Below are 22,404 nucleotides of genomic sequence, written 5' to 3' on the forward strand. Positions count from 1 at the left end.
GCCGTAACACATCGCAGCGACAGCCACCGCCATGCAAGGACACGACGTGGCATAATGGCCCGCCGTATTTACCGGACCTTCCGGCACGCCACTCATCAGAGGAAGATCAATGAGTTACGTCCTGTATGGCATCAAGGCCTGCGACACGATGAAAAAGGCCAGAACCTGGCTCGATGAACACCAGGTCGACTATGCCTTTCACGACTACAAGAGCGTCGGAATCGACCGTGCAAACCTGGAAAAGTGGTGCAACGAGCATGGCTGGCAGACCATCCTGAACCGTGCAGGCACCACCTTCCGCAAACTGGACGACGCGCAGAAAGCCGATCTCGACCAGGCCAAGGCCATCGAACTGATGCTGGCCCAGCCATCGATGATCAAGCGCCCGGTACTCGACCTGGGCGACAAGACCCTGGTCGGCTTCAAGCCGGATAACTACCAAGCCGCGCTGGCCTGATCACTCTCACCCGATTTCGTTGCAAGGAACCCATCTTAATGAGCACCTCCCTTTACAGCATCGCCTTTGGTGTTGGCACCCAGAACCGCCAGGGCAACTGGCTGGAAGTCTTCTACGCCCTGCCGCTGCTCAACCCGGCCAGCGAGCTGGTGGCCAAGGCCGCCGAGAAGCTCGGCTATCAAGGCGGCAACCAGGCCATCACCTTTACCACTGCGCAAGCCGCCGATCTGGCCGAAGCCCTGAAAGGCGTGGATGCTGCTCAAGCGGCGCTACTGACCCGCCTGGCCGAAAGCCACAACCCGCTGGTCGCCACCTTCCTGGCTGAAGATGCCGCGCTGACCAGCACCCCGGAGGCCTACCTCAAACTGCACCTGCTGTCGCATCGCCTGGTCAAGCCTCACGGCCTGAGCCTGGCAGGCATCTTCCCGCTGCTGCCCAACGTCGCCTGGACCAGCCAGGGCGCTGTCGACCTGAACGAGCTGGCCGAGCGCCAACTGGAAGCGCGCCTCAAAGGCGAGCTGCTGGAAGTGTTCTCGGTGGACAAGTTCCCGAAAATGACCGACTACGTGGTACCGGCCGGCGTGCGTATCGCCGATAGCGCCCGTGTGCGCCTGGGCGCCTATATCGGCGAAGGCACCACCGTGATGCACGAAGGCTTCGTCAACTTCAACGGCGGCACCGAAGGCCCGGGCATGATCGAAGGCCGCGTTTCCGCTGGTGTATTCGTCGGCAAAGGTTCGGACCTGGGCGGCGGCTGCTCGACTATGGGTACCCTGTCCGGTGGTGGCAACATCATTATCAGCGTCGGCGAAGGCTGCCTGATCGGTGCCAACGCCGGTATCGGTATCCCGCTGGGCGACCGCAACACCGTCGAAGCCGGCCTGTACATCACCGCCGGCACCAAGGTGAACCTGCTCGACGAGGGCAACGCCCTGGTCAAGGTGGTCAAGGCACGCGACCTGGCTGGCCAGCCGGATCTGCTGTTCCGTCGCAACTCGCTGACCGGCGCCGTGGAGTGCAAGACCCACAAGTCGGCTATCGAGCTGAACGAAGCCCTGCACGCCCACAACTGAAAAGTTGGTTTAACGCTGCTGCGCTAGCCCATACTGCGTAGCAATAAGGCTCGGATCGGTCATTCAGATCAGTAAAGTCGCCCGCGACTCCGACCGTTCCTCGCCTTATTGCGCCTTGTCTGGCCTTCGCTCGCTAGACGTTAAACCCAACTTTTAACCGCCGGATGATCTCTGGAAGCATCCATGTCACTGATCTCCCCCTGGCGTGCCGACTTTCCCGGCATTCTCGCCCTCGCAGCCGAAGGCCAGACCTACCTGGACAGCGCCGCCACTGCGCAAAAACCGCAGGCGGTGCTGGACGCTTTGCTCGGCTACCTAGCCAGCGGCGTGGCCAACGTGCATCGCGCCCAGCATCTGCCAGGCGAGCGCGCCACTCGCGCCTTCGAGGCGACACGCAGCCAGGCGGCGCAGTGGCTGAATGCGGCCCGCGCCGAGGAGATCATCTTTACCCGCGGCACCACCGAATCATTGAACCTGCTGGCCTACGGCCTGGAGCACTTGCTACAGCCGGGCGAGCAGATCGTCATCAGCGCACTGGAACACCACGCCAATCTGCTGCCCTGGCAACAACTGGCCAAGCGTCGCGGCCTGGAACTGGTGATCCTGCCGCTCGATGACGCCGGCAGCATCGACCTGCAACAAGCGGCCCGGCTGATCGGCACACGCACCCGCCTGCTGGCAGTTTCGCAACTGTCCAACGTACTAGGTCGCTGGCAGCCGCTGGACGAGCTACTGGCACTGGCGCGCACGCAAGGCGCTCTCACTGTGGTCGACGGCGCTCAGGGCGCGGTGCATGGTCGTCATGACCTGCAAGCGCTGGGCTGCGACTTCTACGTCTGTTCGTCACATAAGCTCTACGGCCCGGATGGCGTCGGCCTGCTATATGGCCGCCGCGAAGCGTTGGGCCAATTGCAGCACTGGCAATTCGGCGGCGAGATGGTGCTCGACGCCGACTACCATGAGGCGCGCTTTCGCCCTGCTCCACTGGGTTTCGAGGCCGGTACACCGGCGGTTTCTGCGGTCATCGCGCTGGGCGCCGCACTGAACTGGCTGAACGGCCTGGATCACGCAGCCGTGGCACGTCATGAGGCGACCCTGCATGCCGAACTGCTGGCCGGCCTGCAGGCGCGTGACGGTGTTCGCCTGCTGGGCCAACCCCAATTGGCCCTGGCCAGCTTTTGTGTCGATGGCGTGCATAACGCCGACCTGGCGCACCTGCTCAGCGAACAGGGTATCGCCGTGCGCGCCGGGCATCACTGCGCCATGCCGCTGATGAAAGGCCTCGGCCTGAGTGGTGCGATTCGCGTGTCGCTCGGCCTGTACAACGATGGCGAGGACCTGCAGCGCTTCTTCAGCGCCCTGGATAACGCCCTGGAGCTGTTGCGATGAAATGCCGCCAATTGCTCGTTGTAGGAGCGGCTTCAGCCGCGAATATCGGTACCCGGACCATCGCGGCTGAAGCCGCTCCTACATGCTACGGGAGTCTCTCGCCATGAGTCTGCCAGTCGCCGCTCAGGAAGCACTGGCAGCCTTTGCCGCCTGCCTCGGCTGGGAACAGCGCGCGCGCCTGCTGATGCAATGGGGTGAGCGCCTGGCGCCATTGAGCGACGCCGAGCGGGTCGACGAGCACCGTGTGCATGGCTGCGAGAGCCTGGTCTGGCTGATCGCCGAGCGCAGCGGTGAACATCTGCACTTTCGCGCCAGTAGCGACGCTCGCCTGCTACGCGGCCTGCTTGCCGTATTGCTGGCGCGGGTCGATGGTCTGCCTCGCGCCGAGCTGGCCAGTGTCGATCTGGTCGACTGGTTCAACCAATTAGGACTGCAAAGACAACTGTCGCCATCACGCAGCAATGGTCTCAATGCCGTGCTGCAGCGTATGCGCGAGCTGGCAGGTCGACCAGCCTAAGCCGCACTCTTCGCGGGCGAAGCGGTCAGGCGCCTTTGCCCCGCTCACGCAAGGTCAAACCCCGCAGGAAATTGCGCAGAATCTGGTCGCCGCACTCGCGAAAATGCTTGTGCCCCGGAGCCCGGAACAGCGCGCTGAGCTCGGTCTTGGTCATCGGCAGGTCAGCCGCTTGCAGAATGGACTGAATATCATCGTCACGCAGCTCGAAGGCCACGCGCAGCTTCTTCAGGATCAGGTTGTTGGTCAGACGCTTTTCCACCGGCAAGCGCGGCCGGCTGTCGTCCTTGCCACGCTTGTGGAACACCAGCCCTTCGAGCACGTGCGCCAACAGCACATCGTTGCACGAGCGATAGCCTGGCTCGTCCTCGTGCAACAGACAGGCCGAGATCAAACCCGGCTCGACGGGATAATCCGCCAACCGGCAGAGGTCTTCCAGCTTGGCGTCGCTGACGTCTAACAGATAGCGCAGGCTGCGCAGTACATCGTTATTGAGCATGCAAAAGACTCTTGAGAACGGAATTCGGCGAGTGCCGTTCAATCTCGCGCCAGCGGAGTTGACTGGCTGGGTTTCCAGTCATCGGCATCGCCGGAGTTGAGTGCCTGCTGCAGTCGCTGCAGATCACCACGGTTGGCGAACTCACGCAGCCCGGCATTGAACTTGCGCAACAGCATGACACTTTCCGGATCGTCCTTACGAAACAACAGGCGCAAAGGCTCTGTATTAAGCTGACGCGGATGGTGAATGATGTTACCGCCGTCTTTTGGAAACAGCCGGCGCAACATGGCGTAACCCACCGCACGATCCTGCGGGTGCAAGTCGATGCGCCCCAGTTCAAGCAGACGGAAGCTGGTGTCTTCCTTGCCATTTTGCTCGACGTTGAGCCGACCGGCCTGCAACGCTGCATCGAACGCCGGGCCGTAGGAGTAACCCAGAGTCGTGCCAATACGGTAGCTCAGTAAATCCTCGACCGTGGTCCAGTCGAACGCCTGCTCGCGACGATGGAACAGGACGATCTCTCCGCGCACCAGCGTGTCGCTACAAATCCCATAGTTGAGCCGGCTGGGCGTACAACTGTAGGGCATGATCGCGTGCAACTGTCCCTGCTGCAGCATCAGCACGTTGCGGTCCCAGGGACGAAAGACGTACTCGACCTGATAGCCCGCCTCAGCAAAGACCGCGCTGATCAGACGCGCCAGAGCACCACCATCACTGCGCTGCTGATCGACGTAAGGCGCCCAGTCGCCGGTACCGATAAACAACTTCTGAGGTTCAGCCTGAACCGGTCCCATCGCCACCCACAACAAAGGCAACGTCAGGGAGGCGAACATCCGTGCCCAGCGTCTTTTCAGAGAGACGCTACAAAACAGGTACGACACAAATCACCTCTGATACGAATCATCTACGACCTATCCCTGTCAGCTACGGCAACCTCTCCGTTATCGCCCCAGCATAGTCAAACGAAGCATGGCCGGGGATTTTTCAAGCCTTGGGCAAACGCTCCGCCGGGCGGCGAGCCCCGGCCACCAGCTTGTCCACCAACTTGGCCGCTGCGGCCATACCGAAGCTGGCGGTGACCATCATCACCGCACCGAAACCACCAGCGCAGTCAAGGCGCACGCCTTCTCCGACGAACCCCTTGGCCTGGCAGACCGTGCCGTCCGGCTTGGGATAGCGCAACTGCTCGGTGGAAAACACGCAGGGCACGCTGTAGGTGCGCCCCGGTGTACGAGAGAAGCCGTAATCGCGACGCAGCATGCTGCGCACCTTGGCCGCCAGCGGGTCATTGAAGGTCTTGTTCAGATCGGTGACCTGAATCTGCGTCGGGTCGACCTGCCCGCCTGCCCCACCGGTAGTAACGATCTGAATCTTGCGCCGCTTGCACCAGGCGATCAGCGCCGCCTTGGCCGGCACGCTGTCGATGCAATCGATAACCCCGTCGAGCTGCTCGGTGATGTACTCGGCCATGGTTTCGCGAGTGACGAAATCTGCCACCGCATGCACCACGCAGGCCGGGTTGATGGCGCGGATGCGCGCGGCCATCTCATCGACCTTGGCCTTGCCTACCGCGCCTTCGACGGCATGCACCTGGCGATTGGTGTTGGTAATGCAGACGTCGTCCAGGTCGAACAGGGAGATCTCGCCCACGCCCGAGCGCGCCAGCGCCTCGGCCGCCCAGGAGCCGACCCCGCCGATGCCGACTACCGCCACATGCGCGGCCGCCAGGCGTTGATAGCCTTCCTGGCCGTAGAGCCGGGCTATGCCGCCGAAGCGTTGATCGTCTGTACTCATCTCCCCCCCCTGAAGGGCGCCTCTAAAAACGTAAGCGAGGCAGCCAGTGCAAGGCAAAAACAGGCGAAAAAGCGCAGTTTACGTGCTGTAAATGAGCATTTTGAGCCTGTTTTTAACGCAGCGATGGCAACGCAGGTAGTTTTTAGAGATGCCCTGAACGAAGCGGCGCATTATAGAGATAGCCACCTGCCCACCCAAGCCCGTCATGCCGGTCAGCCGTCGGCCAGTCGCAGCAGGCGACTTTTATGGCGAAGATGCCGTACGGCGCGCCTTATCACCTGATCGGTAACGACTTTTGCTTTAAGATGGCCAGCCTTCACGCTAGCTGTCGTACCGGAGCCATCATGACCGCCCCCCTCACCCCGACCCTGGACCTCGCCTTCGACCTGATCCGCCGCCCGTCCGTGACCCCGGTCGACGAAGGCTGTCAGGAGCTGATGATGCGCCGCCTGGCCGCCTGCGGCTTCGAGGTCGAGCACATGCGTATCGAAGAGGTGGAGAATTTCTGGGCCAAGCGCGGGGGTGACGGCCCGGTACTGTGCTTCGCCGGCCACACCGATGTGGTGCCAACCGGCCCGCTGGACGCCTGGCAGTACCAGCCGTTCGATGTGCGCTTGGATGAAGACGGCATGCTCTGCGGCCGTGGCGCAGCGGACATGAAAGGCAGCCTGGCGAGCATGATCATCGCCGTGGAGCGTTTCGTCGCCGACTACCCAGAGCACAAGGGCGCCATCAGCTTTCTTATCACCAGCGATGAAGAAGGCCCGGCCCAGCACGGCACCAAAGCCGTGGTCGAGCGCCTGCGCGACCGCAGCGAGCGCCTGGACTGGTGCATCGTCGGCGAACCGTCGAGCACCACCCTGCTCGGTGACGTGGTCAAGAACGGCCGCCGCGGCTCGCTCGGTTGCACCCTGACCGTGTACGGCAAGCAAGGCCACGTCGCCTACCCGCACCTGGCGAAGAACCCGATTCATCTGGCCGCTCCGGCGCTGGCTGAACTGGCCGCCGAGCACTGGGATCACGGCAACGACTACTTCCCGCCGACCAGCTTCCAGGTGTCCAACCTCAATTCCGGCACCGGTGCGACCAACGTCATCCCCGGCGAGCTGAAAGCGGTGTTCAACTTCCGCTTCTCCACCGAATCTACCGTCGAAGGTCTGCAGCAGCGCGTCACCGCCATCCTCGACAAGCATGGACTGGACTACCACCTGGAGTGGGCGCTGTCCGGCCTGCCCTTCCTTACCCAGCCGGGCGATCTGCTGGACGCCGTGGCCGCCAGCATCAAGGCCGTCACCGGCCGCGACACCACGCCGTCGACCAGTGGCGGCACCTCCGACGGGCGCTTCATCGCCACCCTGGGCACCCAGGTGGTCGAACTCGGCCCGGTCAACGCCACCATCCACCAGATCAACGAGCGTGTACTGGCCAGCGATCTGGACCTGCTCACCGAGGTTTACTACCAAACCATGGTGAAGTTGCTGGCATGAGCCTGATCTGCCCCATCTGCCAGACATCGCTGGAGCCGAGTGACAGCGGTCTGATCTGCAGCAACCGGCACAGCTTCGACCGCGCTCGCCAGGGGTACTACAACCTGCTGCCGGTGCAACACAAGAACAGTCGCGACCCCGGCGACAACGCCGCCATGGTCGAGGCCCGCCGGCGTTTTCTCGACGCTGGCCACTATGCACCGCTGGCTGCTCGTCTGGCCGCACTGGCTGCCGACTACAAGCCGGTGCGCTGGCTGGATATCGGCTGCGGCGAGGGTTACTACACTGAACAGATCGCCCGTGGCCTGCCGGCGGCCGACGGTTATGCCCTGGACATCTCTCGTGAGGCGGTCAAACGCGCGTGCAAACGTGCTCCGCAGTTGAACTGGCTGGTGGCGAGCATGGCCCGCGTGCCCTTGGCCGATGCCAGTTGCAGCCTGCTCGCCAGCGTCTTCAGCCCACTCGACTGGAACGAGGCCAAACGCCTGCTCGCCCCAGGTGGCGGCCTGCTGCGTATGGGCCCAACCCGTGGCCACCTGATGGAGCTGCGGCAGAAGCTGTACGACGAAGTCCGTGACTACGACGACGAGAAGCACCTGGCGCTGATTCCGCCCGGCATGCACTTGGCCCACAGCGAGACCCTCGAATTCCCGCTGCATCTGGCCGACGCACAGGCTCGCGCCGACCTGCTAGCCATGACCCCGCACGGCTGGCGCGCCAGTGCCGAACGCCGCGAAGCGGTCATCGCCGAGCCCTTCGATGTCACCGTTTCAATCCGCTACGATTGGATCACCAAAACCCAGAGCCCACGCTCTCAGGACTGAAAGCCATGCGCCAACCCGACATCGAGATCTACCTCAAAGACGCCGAACGCGACGCCGTGGCTCAGTGGCTGGGCGAAGCCCTGGGCCCGTGCAGCGACTGGCAGCAAAAGGGCCAGACCTTCAAATGCAAGGCCGGTGACGTGCCGGTGACCTGGCTGCCGAAAGCCGTGGGCAAATGGCACAGCCTGTACCTGGAAAGCGACGCCACGCCCTGGGCCGACGACCTGGCCTGCGCCCGCGCCGCCCATGCCGCGCTCGGCGTGCAAGTGCGCTGCGCACCGGGCACCTGGGTAGAAGATGAAAGCGATGAGGAAGCCGATCGCTGGATCAAGGTCGACGCCGATGGTGAAACCGAGATCGTCTGGCGTACTGATCAATAGCGGCCGCAAGGCGGCCATCTGATGACCCTCTCCCGCTTGCGGGAGAGGGTGCCCGAAGGGCGGGAGAGGGTAAGGGGTCTCGCGCTACGAGCTTTCTGAGTCGACAGCTAATCTAGGCGGCACCACCTAATATAGCTTCGCCCCGGGGCGGGGCTCCAACGCAAGGCTGTGCGGGGTCATTATCGTCGCCGTAGCCCGGATGAAATCCGGGAGATCAGCGCATTTCCCGGATTCCATCCGGGTCACAGTGATCCAGGCCCTAGTGGCCCAAGATACGCCATAAACAACAAGGCCCGTCATCGACGGGCCTTGTTGTATGTCGAGCAGGAGCTCAGACCGCGGAGACGTCTTCCGCCTGCAGGCCTTTCTGGCCCTGGGTCACACCGAACTCGACCTTCTGGCCTTCGACCAGAGTGCGGTGGCCGTCGCCACGAATAGCGCGGTAGTGAACGAATACGTCCGGGCCGCTTTCGCGCTGAATGAACCCGTAACCCTTGGAATCATTGAACCATTTGACGGTTCCCGTCTCACGATCTGCCATTACCAACTTCTCCAAACTCGCTATGTTTTTATTGTCCCGAAGGCGCTTTGACGGCTCGGTAAAAACGTTCTTCTCAGCGTTCGCCACCCCCGGCAATCGAGCATGGAGCAGGTCAAGCGATTCGCGTTCTTGCTGCAGCCGAAGGCCGAGTATAAAGCATGAATTGTGGCTGAAAAGCACTTTTTCAAAACCGCCAAGAACCCAGAAGATATGCAGGTTACAGCTTGTTTTATGAGCTTTTGACTAACAGATCGCGCAACTTCTTAAACAGCCATTGCGCCTGAATCAGGCGCCAGACGACACGCTAGCCAAGTACCTGCCAATACTGCTCAGCCTGCTCGCTCATCGAGGGCCTGTTCACCAAAACCAATAGACTCAGTGGCTGCACCGGCCCCAGCCTGAATCAACTGCGCGAGCGCACAGCGTCGTGACCTCTTCGAGGATATGGTTACCGGGATGAAATGGCGCACAGGTTGGAATCTCCATCCCGACTGCGTCCAACGTCTTCGCTTTGACGCTATGCTCTCCCCCGCTCATACCAACAAGGACGTAAACACCGATGGACTTCATTGCACGCAATTTCAGATGGCTGATGCTGCTATCTGGCGTTCTCACAGCGACCATGTTCTACGGCCTGTTCGCTCCACAGGAGGCGCTGCAGTCGATGTTTGGCGCATCCTTCGACGGGCAGTTGCAATCCTTGGTCGTTCGCAGTTGGTCGGCGCTGATCGGGTTGATGGGCATGCTGCTGATCTATGGCGCGCTGAGCCCGAAGCATCGGGTTCCCTGTGCCGTCATTGCCGCGCTGAGCAAGGCCATCTTCGTGTCGCTGTTGCTGATCCATGGCCAGAACTACCTGAGCAAGGCCGCGCCCGCCGTCGCCCTGGATCTGCTGGTGATCGCCTTTACCCTGCTGTTTCTGCTGGCCGTGCAAAAGCGGCGCAGCGCTTGAGGCGGGCCCCATGGGAATGATCAGGCATATCCTCTGGCTGGACTGCATGGCCGCAGCAGTCTCGGGGGTTCTCGTGCTGTCGTTCGCCGCCTGGTTGAGCGAGTGGTATGCCCTGCCCCGCGAGCTGCTGAGCTTCATCGGCGCGGTCAATATCGCCTATGCCTGCTTTTCCTTTTCGCTGGCGATTCATGTGCGGCGCTACGAAGCGCTGATCAAGCTGCTGGCAGTGGCCAACGGATTCTGGGCGTTGGTATGCCTTGGCATCGCTGCCGCCTTTGCCCCGATCATGACGCTACCGGGGTTTTTCCATGTGCTCGGCGAGGCTGCGTTCGTCGCAGGCTTGGGCATACTGGAGTGGAAATGGCGCAGGCAGCTGCTGGTGGCTGGCGAACAGGGCGTTTCGACTCAGCCTGTCGCGGACCAGTAGCCGTCCAAGGTACTCAGGCGAAGATCCGTAGATGGCTGTTCAAGCCATCATCAACCTTATCCGTCAGCGCTGTGAAAGCGGTTCTTGCCTGCGTGCTTGGCCGCATACATGGCCTGGTCCGCACGTTTGAGCAGGTCTTGGCCGCTTTCACCGTGCAGCGGAAACAGAGCGGCGCCGACACTAGCCGATATCCGCACCACGCTACCATCCAGGTCGAATGGACGTGCCAGAACATCCAGCACCTTGAGCGCCACGGCCTCACAATCCTGGCTGCTATGCAAGCTGGCGAGGACGATGCCGAACTCATCACCGCCGAAGCGCGCCACCGTGTCCGTGCTGCGCACACATCCCTCGAGCCGCCTGGCGGCCATCTGCAGCAGGCCATCGCCGGCCGAATGACCTTGGCGGTCGTTGATTTCCTTGAATCCATCCAGGTCGATATAGAGCACGGCGCATAGCTCCTGCTGGTCGCGCGCAGACGCCAGCGCCTGGTCGAGCCGCTGGTGGAACCTGACGCGGTTGGCCAACCCGGTGAGGGCGTCATGCTCGGCATCATGACAAAGGCGCGCCTCCAGGTGCTTGCGCTCGGTGATGTCCTGCGTGACCAGCACCAGGAACTCCGGGTGACCATAGCGGTTGCGTACGACGCTCGAGGCCTCGCAGACCCAGATCAGCGAGCCATCTTCGCGCCGATAGGTCTTCTCGATTTCCGGGGAAAGTGTGCGTGCCTCGCTGACCAGTTGTTCGCTCAGGAAGCTGCGCGCTGCGCTAGCCACTTCGGCGTCGCTAAGGTCGAAAATATTGACGCCTAGCAGCGCCCCGGCGGGGCGCCCCAGCATGCGCGCGAACGTGTCGTTGACCCGCAGTATCTGGCCATCAGGGCTGATGTGGGCGATACCCATGGCCGCCTGGTGGAAGGTGGCGCGAAACAGCGCTTCGCTGTCTTGCAGGGCATCAGTGGCCGCGCGCTGGCGGACCAGCATCAGCGCCAGCAGGCCAACGAACAACATCACCACCAAGGTGACGCCGACCGCGGCCATCAGGTAGGTGGAGCGCCGTTGCATGGTGGTGGCCATCTCCTCGTCGTAGGCGGTGGCCACGGTAATCATCAGTGGATAACCACTCATGGTGCGGTAGCTGACGATACGGGCGATGCCATCGAGCGCCTCGCCACTGTCGTAGAAATCGTCGGCATCGTGCAGCTTTTGCCGCTGGAACCAGGCCAACGACTCGGCACCCAGGCCAAATTCGCTGCGGGTGCCGACCTTGCGTGCACGCACCACGCCGTCGAGACCGGCGAGTTCCAATAGCCCCTGCGGTCCCAGATCGACCTGCTGGAAGAAACGCGTGACATCCTCTGGACGCACGGCCATCACCACGACGCCAGCGAAGCTACCGTCAGCGTGCTCGATACGCAGCGACATGGGTATCAACCAGCGCCCGGAAACCCGCCCGAGTACTGGCTGATTGATGAACAGGTGATCGATACGGGCATCGCGCTGCGCGGTGAAGAACTCGCGGTCGGCGTAGTTGACCGGGCCAGTGTCCTGGCTACTGCTGACGATATCGCCATGCTCGTCCACCACGCTGACGATGGTGAACATCTCCTCGCGGATCACGCCCTCCTCGACCCAGCGGCGCAGGTCGATGGCCTCACCCTGCCGGCGGTACTGCTCGCGCACGAAGGCCGCCACCTGCTCGGCCGCCTTCAGCGCGCGAAACACCTGCTGCTCGAACGCGATGGCCAGGCTGGAGTTGGCCTCCATTTCTGCGGCCAGCGCCTGCTCACGCTCGAAGGCGATACGTTGCAGGGTGATCAACCAGACAACGGCAACGAATACGCTCGCCAGAACGATCAGCAGGTTCAAGGGTGTTGCGATTCGAGGGCGTCGAGCGACGGCGTCATGCGCGTCAATCGACAGTCTAGGCGGGGTCATCGCCTTAGTTCTCCAAGCCATGCACGGGCGGGCTGTTTTCTAGTTGTCGAGGGCAAGGGTTTGCTGCCCTTTCGTTCAGCGTCGCGGGGGTGATCCATCGCCTTGCGTTGAATCATAGGCATTGTTGCGCCACTGTGCTGCCATCACGTTGTAATGGGTTTTGCCCGAAAATAGAGCTTGCGGCAAACTGACGACCGGCACTGCACCTCAGCCACATCACTTCGAGCCGAGCGCTATCCGCACTGCTCCTGCTCTATTTCTTCGACAACCGCCTGCCTTCGAGGCCCGCCTTGGAAACCACGGTCTTTCTCGCCGTCATCGCTGCCGCTGCCCTGCATGCCGGCTGGAACGCCCTGCTCAAGATTGGTCTGGATCGCTTTCTCACCGCCACGCTGATTCAGATAGGCGCTGGTCTGGTAGCGCTCTGCGCCTTACCACTGGTGGCGCTGCCACAAGCCTCGGCCTGGCCGTGGATCGCGCTGTCGGCGTTGCTGCATATCGGCTACAACTTTTTTCTCGCCCGCGCCTACCAGTACGGCGACCTGGGCCAGGTCTACCCCATTGCGCGGGGCAGCTCGCCGCTGATGGTCGCCCTGCTCTCACTGCTGCTGTTGCATGACGGGCTCGGTGCCTTGCAGTTGCTGGGTTTGCTGGTTCTGGTACTGGGCATCTGGCTGATGGCGCTGCGCGGCGGCCATCACCAGGCGCCACAGGGGGCGATGCTGGGCTGTGCGTTGATGACGGCGCTGTTCATCGCCGGCTACACCCTCAGCGATGCCGTGGGCGCACGCAGCAATGGCGATGCACTGAGCTATTCGCTGTGGCTGTTTACCGTCAACGGCGTGGTGATGGCGGCGGTATTGGCCATCAGCCGTGGGCCGCGCGCCTTCCTGCAGCTGGGCCCGCACTGGCGTGGCGGGCTGGCCGGCGGGGCGATGTCGATGGCGGCCTACACCATCGTCATCTGGGCCATGACCCAGGCGCCGGTGGCATTGGTTTCGGCCCTGCGCGAGACCAGCGTGGTGTTCGCCGTGCTGCTGGGAGTGGTGTTGCTCAAGGAAAGGTTGCGACCGATTCGTCTGGTGGCGTGCGCGGTGATCGCGGCTGGCGTGGTGGTGATGAAGCTGGCGTAGGGGTTCGGTCAAGGCCGCATCGGAGCAGGTGGTGGCTGAAGCGGATCGCCGCCCGGCCCACCCTACAATGTCATAACGCTGTTCGCCCTCCCTGCTCAGGTCACTGCAATCATCCTGAAAGCTGACTCGGTATTCCAATCGGGAACCCGGGACCCGCTTTACGGTTCTGTTGATCAACGGGTGCTGAGTCATTGACCGTTTTTTCGTCATACGCCGCCTCCATGCTGGTCGGGCTGACCGCCTGGACGCACGAGTTTTTTGCCCGCCAGACGCGGCTTGCGGCACACTAGCGCCCTTCCCGAGCCACCGCTCGTTTTGCCATACAAGCAGAGTCCGTATGACCCGTTCCCCCTTCCGCCGCCTCGTCTTCGGATCGTTGCGCCGCCTGCTGTACCTCTGGGTACGCTCGGAAACCATCAACCAGTCCGCCTTCACCCTCAAACTCGACCGCAGCAAGCCGGTGTTCTACGTGCTGCAGCAGCCGTCAGTGAGCGACCTGGCAGTGGTCGACCGCGAGTGCACCAAGGCTGGCCTGCCACGCCCGGTGTTGCCGGTAGCCGTCGGGGAACATATCGAACCCGCCGCTTTCTTCTACCTGACGCCGGAACCGGACTGGTTCGGCCGCCAGGACAAGCGCGGCATCTCGCCGACCCTCGATCGCGTGGTCAGTGCCCTCAGCCAGCACGCTGTGGATGACGCGCAGATCGTCCCGGTCAGCGTGTTCTGGGGCCAGTCGCCAGATCGCGAAACCAGCGCCTGGAAGCTGCTCTTCGCTGACAGCTGGGCCGTCACCGGGCGCCTGCGCCGGCTGGTCAGCATCCTGATTCTCGGGCGCAAGACCCGCGTGCAGTTCTCCACGCCGATTCACCTGCGCGAGCTGGTCGAGCAGGACAAGGGCAAGGAGCGCACCCTGCGCATGGTGCACCGCATCCTGCGCGTGCACTTCCGCAACCAGAAGGCGGCGGTGATCGGCCCAGACGTGTCGCACCGGCGCAACCTGGTCAAAGGCCTGGTGCACGACCCGATGGTGCGCCAGGCGATTGCCGAGGAAGCCGAGCGCGAGAAGATCAGCCTGGAGAAGGCCGAAGCCCAGGCGCTGCGCTACGGCAACGAGATCGCCTCGGACTACACCTACACGGTGATCCGCTTCCTCGAACTGGTGCTGAGCTGGTTCTGGAACAAGATCTACGACGGTATCAAGGTGCACAACGTCGAAGGCGTGCGCGACATCGCCCAGGGCCACGAGGTGATCTATGTGCCCTGTCACCGCAGCCACATCGACTACCTGCTGCTGTCCTACCTGCTGTTCCGCAATGGCCTGACGCCGCCGCACATCGCCGCCGGCATCAACCTCAACATGCCAGTGATTGGCGGCCTGCTGCGCCGTGGCGGCGCCTTCTTCATGCGCCGCACCTTCAAGGGCAACCCGCTGTATACGGCGGTGTTCAACGAATACCTGCACACCCTGTTCAGCAAGGGCTTCCCGGTCGAGTACTTCGTCGAGGGCGGCCGCTCGCGCACCGGGCGCATGCTGCGGCCGAAGACCGGCATGCTGGCCATCACCCTGCGCAGCTTCCTGCGCAGCAACCGCCTGCCCATCGTCTTCGTGCCGGTGTACATCGGCTACGAGCGCGTGCTGGAAGGCCGCACCTACCTGGGCGAGCTGCGTGGCGCGAGCAAGAAGAAGGAGTCGATCTTCGACCTGTTCAAGGTGCTCGGCGCGCTCAAGCAGCGCTTCGGCCAGGTCTCGGTGAACTTCGGCGAGCCGATCAAGCTGGCCGAATTCCTCGACCAGCGGCAGCCCGGTTGGCGTGAACAGGAGCTGGGGCCGCAGTACCGCCCTGCCTGGCTCAACGACACCACCAATCGCCTGGGCGAGCGCGTGGCGCGTCACCTCAACGAGGCGGCGTCGATCAACCCGGTCAACCTGGTGGCCCTGGCGCTGTTGTCCACCAGCAAGCTGGCGCTGGATGACCGCGCCCTGGCCCGTGTGCTCGACCTGTACCTGGCCCTGCTGCGCGCGGTGCCCTACTCGCCCCATACCACCCTGCCGGAAGGCGACGGCGCGGCGCTGATCGAGCACGTCAAGGGCATGGACCTGCTGGCCGAGCAGAAGGATGCACTGGGCAAGATTCTCTATCTGGACGAGCAGAACGCCGTCCTGATGACCTACTACCGCAACAACGTGCTGCACATCTTCGCCCTGCCAGCGCTGCTGGCGAGCGTCTTCCAGAGCAGCGCACGGATCAGCCGCGAGCAGATCCTGCGCTACGCCGGCGCGCTGTATCCGTATCTGCAATCCGAGCTGTTCATCCGCTGGGAGCAGAGCGAGCTGGAAGGCGTGATCGACCAGTGGCTGGCGGCCTTCGTAGAACAGGGCCTGCTCAAGGTCGAGGGCGATGTGTACGTGCGCCCGGCGCCGAGTTCGCGCCAGTTCGTGCTGCTGACGCTGCTGTCGCGCTCGGTGGCGCAGACCCTGCAGCGCTTCTACATGGCCATCGCCCTGCTGCTCAATGCCGGGCAGAACGCGATCAGCGCCGAGGAGCTGGAAGACCTGTGTACGGTCATGGCCCAGCGACTGTCGATTCTGCATGGTTTGAACGCGCCGGAGTTCTTCGACAAGAGTCTGTTCCGCCACTTCATCCAGAGCCTGCTGGATCAGGGCGTGCTGCGCCAGGACGAAGCCGGCAAGCTCAGCCATCACCCGCTGCTCAGCGAACTGGCCGAAGGCGCCGCCAAGCGCGTGCTGCCGGCAGAGATTCGCCTGTCGATCCGCCAGGTGGCGCTGGATCGCAACGAGGATGAACCGGCCGTGCCGTGATGTGTGTAGGGTGCGCTACTGCCTCGGATGGATGTCACGTGTTACATCCACCATGGCGGAGGCTCAGAACAAACAGACGAACCTGTCACGGGTTTGGCAGTCAGTGATAGACCACATACCGGCAGGAGGCCCTGGCCATGATCGACTCCCTGATGTTGAGCGCTGCACGCATCACCACCCTGGCCGCGGGGCAGATACTGACCAACGCCAGTGGTTTCTTCTTCCGCCGGGAGCAACGGCTGTTTCTCGTCACCAGCCGCCATGTAGTCCTCGACGAACCCAGCGGCCATCAGCCGGACAGCCTGCAGATCGAGCTACATACCGACGCGAACAACCTTGCCAGCACCGTCAGCTTCTCCATCCCGCTGTATGACGGCGACCAGCACCTATGGCGTCAGGGCATGGATGGCGCGGGCGAGATCGATGTGGCGGTGATCGAGCTGGATCAGGCCGCGCTTCCCAACGGCGGCGCCTACCAGGCCTTTACCCCGCAGCACCTGCTGCAAGCCGACGAGCATGTAGAAATCGGCTCGACGCTGCTGGTGGTGGGCTTCCCGCTGGGCTTTCAGGACACCCTGCACCGTATGCCGGTGGCGCGTCACGCCGGGTTGGCCTCCTCTTTCGGCCTGCGCTTTCAGGGGTTGGGTTACTTTCTCACCGACGGCCGCACCCATCGCGGCATCAGCGGCGCGCCCGTAGTCAAGCGCGCCAGTGTCGATGGCGACCTGCCCTGGCATTTGCTTGGTATCCACTCGACACGCCTGCTCGGCAATCGCGACGAGGATCAGGACGAAGCGCTGGGTCTGAACTGCACCTGGTATGCCGATATTCTGATGACGCTGACGGAGTGATCAGCCTGCCCATGACCCGGGCGTAAACCTAGCAATCACCCTGCTATAACCCCTCCCACAGCCACAGCGGGATCTGTGGGAGGGCTTCAGCCGCGAAAGATTCAGCTCACGAATATCAGCGGCCCAAGAAAAAACCCGCCGTGCGCATCACGCAGGGCGGGTTCCTTCGCAGCGTTTAAGCCTTACAGCGTCACGGGCGTCGGCTCGGGCTCGACAGCCATTTCCACGTCCGGCGCCACTTCGATGTGCTGCAGTTCGAGACGCTCGCTGCTCCACTGACGAATACGGTTGGTCAGCGCCAGGTCGTCGTTCAGCTTCTGCCCGTAGGACGGGATGATTTCCTTCAGGCGCGCTTGCCACTCAGGAGTGGCGACCTTGTCAGCGAAAGCCTTCTCGATCAGTTGCAGCATGATCGGCGCGGCAGTGGAGGCCCCCGGCGAGGCGCCCAGCAGCGCGCTGATGCTGCCATCGGCGGAAGTCACCACTTCGGTACCGAACTGCAGTACGCCGCCCTTCTCGGCATCCTTCTTGATGATCTGCACGCGCTGGCCGGCGGTGAGCAGCTCCCAGTCGGAGTCCTGCGCCTCCGGGAAGTACTCGCGCAGCGACGCCATGCGGTCTTCCTGGCTGAGCATCAGCTGGCCCATCAGGTAGGTGCTCAGCGACCAGTTGTCCATGCCGGCATTGACCATCGGCATGAAGTTGTCGGTGGTCATGCTGCTGAACATGTCGAGCAGCGAGCCATTCTTGAGGAACTTGGTGGAGAAGGTGGCGAACGGGCCGAACAGCAGCACGTTCTCGCCGTCGATCACGCGGGTATCCAGGTGCGGCACGGACATGGGCGGCGAACCGACCGAGGCCTTGCCGTAGACCTTAGCCAGGTGCTGGGCAACCACCTCCTGGTTACGCGTCATGAGGAACTGGCCGCCAACCGGGAAGCCGGCGTAGCCCTTGGCTTCTTCGATGCCGGACTTCTGCAGCAGCTTGAGCGCGCCACCACCGGCGCCGATGAACACGAAGCGTGCATTGATGCTCTGCTCGGCGCCGCCTTTGGCCAGGTCGGCCACGGTCACGCGCCAGGTGCCGTCATCGTTGCGCTGCAGATCACGAACTTCGTGTTCCAGGTGCAGGCTGGCCTGCTCCTTGCCGATCAGCGAGTCGATCAGCTGACGGGTAATCTCGCCGAAATTGACGTCGGTACCGATGGCCATGCGGGTAGCCGCAACCTTCTGCTGCGGATCACGACCTTGCATGATCAGCGGTACCCACTGAGCGATCTGTGCGTGGTCCTCGGTGAACTCCATGCCGCGGAACAGGTTGCTGTGCTGCAGGGCTGCGTGACGCTTGCGCAGGTACTCGACGTTGTCGTCGCCCCAGACGAAGCTCATGTGCGGAGTGATGTTGATGAAGCTCTTGGGCTTGCTCAGCACGTCGCGCTCGATCTGGGTGGCCCAGAACTGCTTGGAGATCTCGAACGATTCGTTGATCGCGATGGCCTTGCTGATATCGATGCCACCGTCGGCGGTTTCCGGGGTGTAGTTCAACTCGCAGAAGGCCGAGTGGCCGGTGCCAGCATTGTTCCAACCATTTGAGCTTTCAGCGGCTACCTTGTCGAGGCGCTCGTAAATTTCGATGCTCCAGTCCGGCTGCAGCTCGTGGAGGTAGGTGCCGAGGGTGGCGCTCATCACTCCAGCGCCGATCAGCAGCACGTCGACGGTTTTCTCGGGCTCGCGGGGTTTCGAGCAACCGATCACGCTGAGACAAAGCAGCGTCAGCAGGATTTTTTTCATGGGACAGTCCTATTCGTCGCACGACGACAAGGGCCGTGCAGGCAAGGTTTCGGGCAGCGGCCGTTTGGGCCGCACATGAGCGATAGCCGCAGGTCTGCGACAGGGCGAAAGGAAGGGGGTTCCAGGCCTCTTGGCGGGCGTGTTCCGATCGCGCCGCGTGCTAGAGCAATATGCGTGCCGCTGAATGGATTCAGCAGGTCGAATGCGGCTTTCTGCCACACAGCAGACTCGGCGCTGGCGGGAACTCGCCAGCACCCCGTGAAGAGCCCTTTGGAAATGGCGGAATCCCGCCCGATTCAGGCCAGCAGTAGCGGCAGCAGCAAGGCAGTGCCGATGCCCAGCAGGCTCATCGCCAGGGCGGCGAAGGCGCCGCACTCCTCCCCTTCCTGCAAGGCATGGGCAGTACCGATGGCATGGGCGTTGATGCCGTAGCTCAGGCCACGCGCCGCCGGGTGGTCGACGCCCGCCCAACGCAGTAGCAGCGGCCCCATGGCCGTACCAATCACACCGGTGAGCATGACCATCACCGCCGCCAGCGACGCCACGCCACCGATCTGCTCGGCCACCGGCATGGCAATCGGCATGGTCACGAATTTCGGCGCCAAACTCATCACCACGCTCCAGTCGGCCCCCAGCGCCCAGCCGATGGCCAGGGTCAACGCCACCGACAGCACGCCGCCGGCCGTAAGGGTGATCAGCACCGGCCAGAACAACTGGCGGATGCGCTTGATGTTGTGTTGCAGCGGCACCGCCAGGGCCACGGTGGCTGGCCCCAGCAGCCAGGCAACGGGCTCGGCGCCGGCGCGGTAGGTGGCGTAGTCCACCCCGCACAGCAGCAAGGTGGCGACGATCAGCGTCACCGACACCAGAACCGGCTGCAGCAGCAGCCAACCGCTGCGGCGATAAAGCCAGGCGGCGATCAGAAAGGCGGCCAGGGTCAGGGCAATGGCGAATAGCGGGTGATGAGTCAACAGGGTCATCCCTTGCGCTCCTGACGGCGAATCAACGTCTGCAGCAACCAGCCACAGAAAGGCACGGTCACCAGCAGCGACAGCACCAGCGCCGTGGCGATCACCGGCAGTTCACCGAGCAGCAGATCGCTGCTGGTCATGATTCCAGAGGCCGGTACGGCCAGCAGCAGCGGCAGATACGGCAGTAAACCACCGGCGGCCTGCTGCAGCGGCTCGGGCACGGCGCCGCGCCACATCAGCCAGACCGAGAGCAGCAGCAGGCCGATGATCGAGGCCGGCAGCATCGGCAACAGCCAGTGATTGAGCGCCACGCCGAACAATTGCAGCAATACCAGCCAGAACAGGCCACGCACCATCATGATCTCGACTCCTCCTTATGGCGCCCCCGACGAAATAGCGGACGCGGCTCGATAACCGAACGACCATACAACACACTGAGCCCTTGCAGGCCCTTGAGTGCATCCTCCAGCGATTTATCGGCGCGCACGGCGAAGGCATCGAAGCCGCACTGGCGCATGTGCGCCAGTTGGTCACGCAGCACGTCGCCCACCGCGCGCAACTCGCCGCGCCAGCCCAGTCGGGTACGTAGCAGGTAGGCCTGGCTGTAGCCACGGCCATCGCGAAAACTGGGGAAGTCGATGGCGATCAGCGGCAGGCTGAAAAGAAACGGCTGCAGCGCTTCCGGCTCGTCGTCGACCTGCAGCAGCAGACCATCGGCGCTCATCGCCCTACCCTCCAGCACCTCCACAGACTGCCGCTCACGCCAGGCCGCCAGCGGCAGGATCAATGGCGCGTCAGCCTCCACATCGAGCTGCCAGGGATCGTCATCGACGATGCAGGCCTGGCCCTCGACCAGGCGAATCAGGTTGTTCATGCCACCTCCTCGCGGCTGTAGACGCTCGCCTTGAATGGCTCCAGGCCGATGCGCTGGAAGGTGTCGAGAAAGCCTTCGTTGACCTGCCGCTGATCTACGTAGGTGCGCACGATGCGCTCAATCACTTCGGGCACCTGCTCGGCGGCGAACGACGGGCCGATCACCTTGCCCAGGGCCGCCTGCTGGCCCTGGCTACCACCGAGGGTGAGCTGGTACCACTCACTGCCGTTCTTGTCGACGCCAAGGATGCCGATGTTGCCGATATGGTGATGGCCGCAGGCGTTCATGCAGCCGGAGATGTTCAGGCTCAGCTCGCCCAGATCATGCAGGTAGTCGAGATCGTCGAAACGCTGCTGGATGGCCTGGGCAATGGGGATCGACTTGGCGTTGGCCAGCGAGCAGAAATCACCACCGGGGCAGGCGATGATGTCGGTGAGCAACCCGGCGTTGGCCGTGCCCAGCCCGGCCGCTTCGGCCTCCCGCCATAGCGCGTAGAGGTCGGCCTTGCGTACATCGGGTAGCACCAGATTCTGTTCGTGGGCGACGCGAATCTCGCCGAAGCAGTAGCGCTCGCTCCAGTCGGCCAACGCCTCCATCTGCTCGGCCGTGACGTCGCCGGGCGGAGCGCTGATGCCGGGCTTGGTCGACAGCACCACGCTGAGGTAACCGGGCACCTGGTGCGCCATGACATTGCGCGAAACCCAACGGGCGAAGGCCTCGTCGCGCGCCAGGTGGGTGCCGAAGTCGAGGTCGAGGGCGTCCTGCGGCACGTAGTCCGGCTTGTGGAAGGAGGCCGCGACACGCTGGTACTCGTCCTCGGTCAGTTGCGCCGGGCCGTCCTTGATCGGCTGCCATTCACGCTCCACTTCGGTAGCGAAAGCCTCGATGCCAAGGGCCTTGACCAGGATCTTGATCCGCGCCTTGTACTTGTTGTCGCGCCGGCCATGGCGGTTGTACACGCGCAGGATGGCCTCGACGTAGGACAGGCAATCCTGCCAGTGCAGACCCTCGCGCAGGGTCTGGGCGATGATCGGCGTACGCCCAAGGCCGCCGCCGACCAGCACGCGCAGACGCAGCTCGTTGTCCTGGTCGCGATACAGCTGCAGGCCGATGTCATGCACCTGAACGGCTGCGCGATCTTGCTCAGCCGCGCACAGGGCGATCTTGAACTTGCGCGGCAGAAAGAGGAATTCCGGGTTGACCGTCGACCACTGACGCAGAATCTCGGCCAGCGGCCGTGGGTCGAGGTACTCGTCGGCAGCGACGCCAGCGAAAGCCTCGGTAGTGACATTGCGCACGCAGTTGCCGGAAGTCTGGATGGCATGCATGTCGTGATCGGCCAGCCAGTCGAGGATGTCCGGCACGCGCTCCAGCTCGACCCAGTTGAACTGGATGTTCTGCCGCGTGGTGAAGTGGCCGTAACCGCGGTCGTACTCGCGGGCGATATGCGCCAGCGCACGCATCTGCTTGGCCGATAGCGTGCCGTAAGGGATGGCCACGCGCAGCATGTAGGCATGCTTTTGCAGGTACAGGCCGTTCTGCAGGCGCAGCGGCAGAAACTCCTCCTCGCTCAGTTCATCGGCCAGGCGCCGCTGTACCTGGTCGCGGAACTGGGCGACGCGCTCGCGCACCAGCGCGCGGTCATAATCGTCGTATTGGTACATGCCGGCAGGCCTCCTGATCACGGGGC

The 22,404-nt window shown here is 63.1% G+C and carries 22 protein-coding genes; 12 read left to right on the top strand and 10 right to left on the bottom strand.

Features of this window, described 5'->3' with window-relative positions:
• Positions 1 to 109 precede the first annotated feature (109 nt).
• The 4 genes from CDO35_RS07750 to CDO35_RS07765 all read left to right on the top strand — a co-directional run bounded on the left by CDO35_RS07750 (position 110) and on the right by CDO35_RS07765 (position 3,436).
• Complete coding sequence (locus CDO35_RS07750) at positions 110 to 457, top strand: ArsC family reductase (protein WP_099523498.1); 348 nt, start codon at positions 110 to 112, stop codon at positions 455 to 457.
• Between the two features lie 38 nt (positions 458 to 495).
• The gene (gene dapD, locus CDO35_RS07755; protein WP_099523500.1) at positions 496 to 1,530 is read left to right on the top strand and encodes a 2,3,4,5-tetrahydropyridine-2,6-dicarboxylate N-succinyltransferase; all 1,035 of its coding nucleotides are present in this window, start codon (positions 496 to 498) and stop codon (positions 1,528 to 1,530) included.
• Between the two features lie 183 nt (positions 1,531 to 1,713).
• Entirely contained in the window at positions 1,714 to 2,919 is a 1,206-nt protein-coding gene (locus CDO35_RS07760) for an aminotransferase class V-fold PLP-dependent enzyme (RefSeq protein WP_099523502.1), read from the top strand.
• A 103-nt stretch (positions 2,920 to 3,022) separates the two neighbouring features.
• Positions 3,023 to 3,436, top strand: a complete 414-nt coding sequence (locus tag CDO35_RS07765) for a SufE family protein (RefSeq protein WP_099523503.1) — start codon at positions 3,023 to 3,025, stop codon at positions 3,434 to 3,436.
• Between the two features lie 25 nt (positions 3,437 to 3,461).
• Here CDO35_RS07765 and CDO35_RS07770 read toward each other — a convergent pair whose 3' ends face one another.
• From CDO35_RS07770 to tcdA, 3 genes are all read right to left on the bottom strand, one after another.
• Positions 3,462 to 3,932 (bottom strand): YehS family protein, encoded by a 471-nt coding sequence (locus CDO35_RS07770; protein WP_099523505.1) that lies wholly within the window; start codon positions 3,930 to 3,932, stop codon positions 3,462 to 3,464.
• 38 nt (positions 3,933 to 3,970) lie between these two features.
• A complete protein-coding gene (locus CDO35_RS07775) occupies positions 3,971 to 4,765 on the bottom strand; it encodes a substrate-binding periplasmic protein (protein WP_099523507.1) in 795 nt (264 codons plus the stop codon).
• 151 nt (positions 4,766 to 4,916) lie between these two features.
• Positions 4,917 to 5,726, bottom strand: a complete 810-nt coding sequence (gene tcdA, locus CDO35_RS07780) for a tRNA cyclic N6-threonylcarbamoyladenosine(37) synthase TcdA (protein ID WP_099523508.1) — start codon at positions 5,724 to 5,726, stop codon at positions 4,917 to 4,919.
• Between the two features lie 344 nt (positions 5,727 to 6,070).
• Here tcdA and dapE point away from each other — a divergent pair, with 344 nt between their 5' ends.
• The 3 genes from dapE to CDO35_RS07800 are packed head-to-tail and all read left to right on the top strand — an operon-like array spanning position 6,071 to position 8,417.
• Positions 6,071 to 7,213, top strand: a complete 1,143-nt coding sequence (gene dapE / locus CDO35_RS07790; RefSeq protein WP_099523637.1) for a succinyl-diaminopimelate desuccinylase — start codon at positions 6,071 to 6,073, stop codon at positions 7,211 to 7,213.
• Entirely contained in the window at positions 7,210 to 8,037 is an 828-nt protein-coding gene (locus CDO35_RS07795; protein ID WP_099523510.1) for a putative RNA methyltransferase, read from the top strand. The genes dapE and CDO35_RS07795 overlap by 4 nt, the downstream gene beginning before the upstream one ends.
• A 5-nt stretch (positions 8,038 to 8,042) precedes the next feature.
• On the top strand, positions 8,043 to 8,417 hold the full coding sequence (locus tag CDO35_RS07800; RefSeq protein ID WP_099523513.1) for a hypothetical protein: 375 nt from the start codon (positions 8,043 to 8,045) through the stop codon (positions 8,415 to 8,417).
• A 331-nt stretch (positions 8,418 to 8,748) separates the two neighbouring features.
• Here the strand turns inward: CDO35_RS07800 and CDO35_RS07805 are convergent, their stop codons facing one another.
• Positions 8,749 to 8,958, bottom strand: coding sequence for a cold-shock protein (locus tag CDO35_RS07805; protein WP_004423973.1), 210 nt, complete (start codon positions 8,956 to 8,958; stop codon positions 8,749 to 8,751).
• A gap of 559 nt (positions 8,959 to 9,517) precedes the next feature.
• Between CDO35_RS07805 and CDO35_RS07810 the strand changes: the two genes are divergently transcribed.
• On the top strand, positions 9,518 to 9,910 hold the full coding sequence (locus CDO35_RS07810; RefSeq protein ID WP_099523515.1) for a hypothetical protein: 393 nt from the start codon (positions 9,518 to 9,520) through the stop codon (positions 9,908 to 9,910).
• Between the two features lie 10 nt (positions 9,911 to 9,920).
• A complete protein-coding gene (locus CDO35_RS07815; RefSeq protein ID WP_243699054.1) occupies positions 9,921 to 10,337 on the top strand; it encodes a hypothetical protein in 417 nt (138 codons plus the stop codon).
• Positions 10,338 to 10,393: 56 nt separating this feature from the next.
• Here CDO35_RS07815 and CDO35_RS07820 read toward each other — a convergent pair whose 3' ends face one another.
• Positions 10,394 to 12,205, bottom strand: a complete 1,812-nt coding sequence (locus CDO35_RS07820; RefSeq protein ID WP_208019945.1) for a bifunctional diguanylate cyclase/phosphodiesterase — start codon at positions 12,203 to 12,205, stop codon at positions 10,394 to 10,396.
• A gap of 359 nt (positions 12,206 to 12,564) precedes the next feature.
• On the opposite strand from CDO35_RS07820, the gene CDO35_RS07825 reads away from it, so the two are divergent.
• The 3 genes from CDO35_RS07825 to CDO35_RS07835 all read left to right on the top strand — a co-directional run bounded on the left by CDO35_RS07825 (position 12,565) and on the right by CDO35_RS07835 (position 17,079).
• The gene (locus tag CDO35_RS07825; RefSeq protein ID WP_099523521.1) at positions 12,565 to 13,407 is read left to right on the top strand and encodes an EamA family transporter; all 843 of its coding nucleotides are present in this window, start codon (positions 12,565 to 12,567) and stop codon (positions 13,405 to 13,407) included.
• 337 nt (positions 13,408 to 13,744) lie between these two features.
• Positions 13,745 to 16,228, top strand: coding sequence for a glycerol-3-phosphate 1-O-acyltransferase PlsB (gene plsB, locus CDO35_RS07830; RefSeq protein ID WP_099523524.1), 2,484 nt, complete (start codon positions 13,745 to 13,747; stop codon positions 16,226 to 16,228).
• 137 nt (positions 16,229 to 16,365) lie between these two features.
• Positions 16,366 to 17,079, top strand: coding sequence for a S1 family peptidase (locus CDO35_RS07835; protein ID WP_099523526.1), 714 nt, complete (start codon positions 16,366 to 16,368; stop codon positions 17,077 to 17,079).
• A gap of 182 nt (positions 17,080 to 17,261) precedes the next feature.
• On the opposite strand, the gene CDO35_RS07840 is transcribed toward CDO35_RS07835, so the two are convergent.
• From CDO35_RS07840 to CDO35_RS07860, 5 genes are all read right to left on the bottom strand, one after another.
• On the bottom strand, positions 17,262 to 18,869 hold the full coding sequence (locus CDO35_RS07840) for a malate:quinone oxidoreductase (RefSeq protein WP_099523528.1): 1,608 nt from the start codon (positions 18,867 to 18,869) through the stop codon (positions 17,262 to 17,264).
• 296 nt (positions 18,870 to 19,165) lie between these two features.
• A complete protein-coding gene (locus tag CDO35_RS07845; RefSeq protein WP_074918209.1) occupies positions 19,166 to 19,849 on the bottom strand; it encodes an LrgB family protein in 684 nt (227 codons plus the stop codon).
• Positions 19,846 to 20,199 (bottom strand): CidA/LrgA family protein, encoded by a 354-nt coding sequence (locus tag CDO35_RS07850; protein WP_017674822.1) that lies wholly within the window; start codon positions 20,197 to 20,199, stop codon positions 19,846 to 19,848. The genes CDO35_RS07845 and CDO35_RS07850 overlap by 4 nt, the downstream gene beginning before the upstream one ends.
• The gene (locus CDO35_RS07855) at positions 20,196 to 20,714 is read right to left on the bottom strand and encodes a DUF934 domain-containing protein (protein ID WP_099523530.1); all 519 of its coding nucleotides are present in this window, start codon (positions 20,712 to 20,714) and stop codon (positions 20,196 to 20,198) included. Before CDO35_RS07855 ends, CDO35_RS07850 begins: the two co-directional genes overlap by 4 nt.
• Complete coding sequence (locus CDO35_RS07860) at positions 20,711 to 22,378, bottom strand: nitrite/sulfite reductase (protein ID WP_099523532.1); 1,668 nt, start codon at positions 22,376 to 22,378, stop codon at positions 20,711 to 20,713. Before CDO35_RS07860 ends, CDO35_RS07855 begins: the two co-directional genes overlap by 4 nt.
• Positions 22,379 to 22,404: the final 26 nt, after the last annotated feature.

This window comes from Pseudomonas sediminis (assembly GCF_002741105.1).
GTDB classification, from domain to species: domain Bacteria; phylum Pseudomonadota; class Gammaproteobacteria; order Pseudomonadales; family Pseudomonadaceae; genus Aquipseudomonas; species Aquipseudomonas sediminis.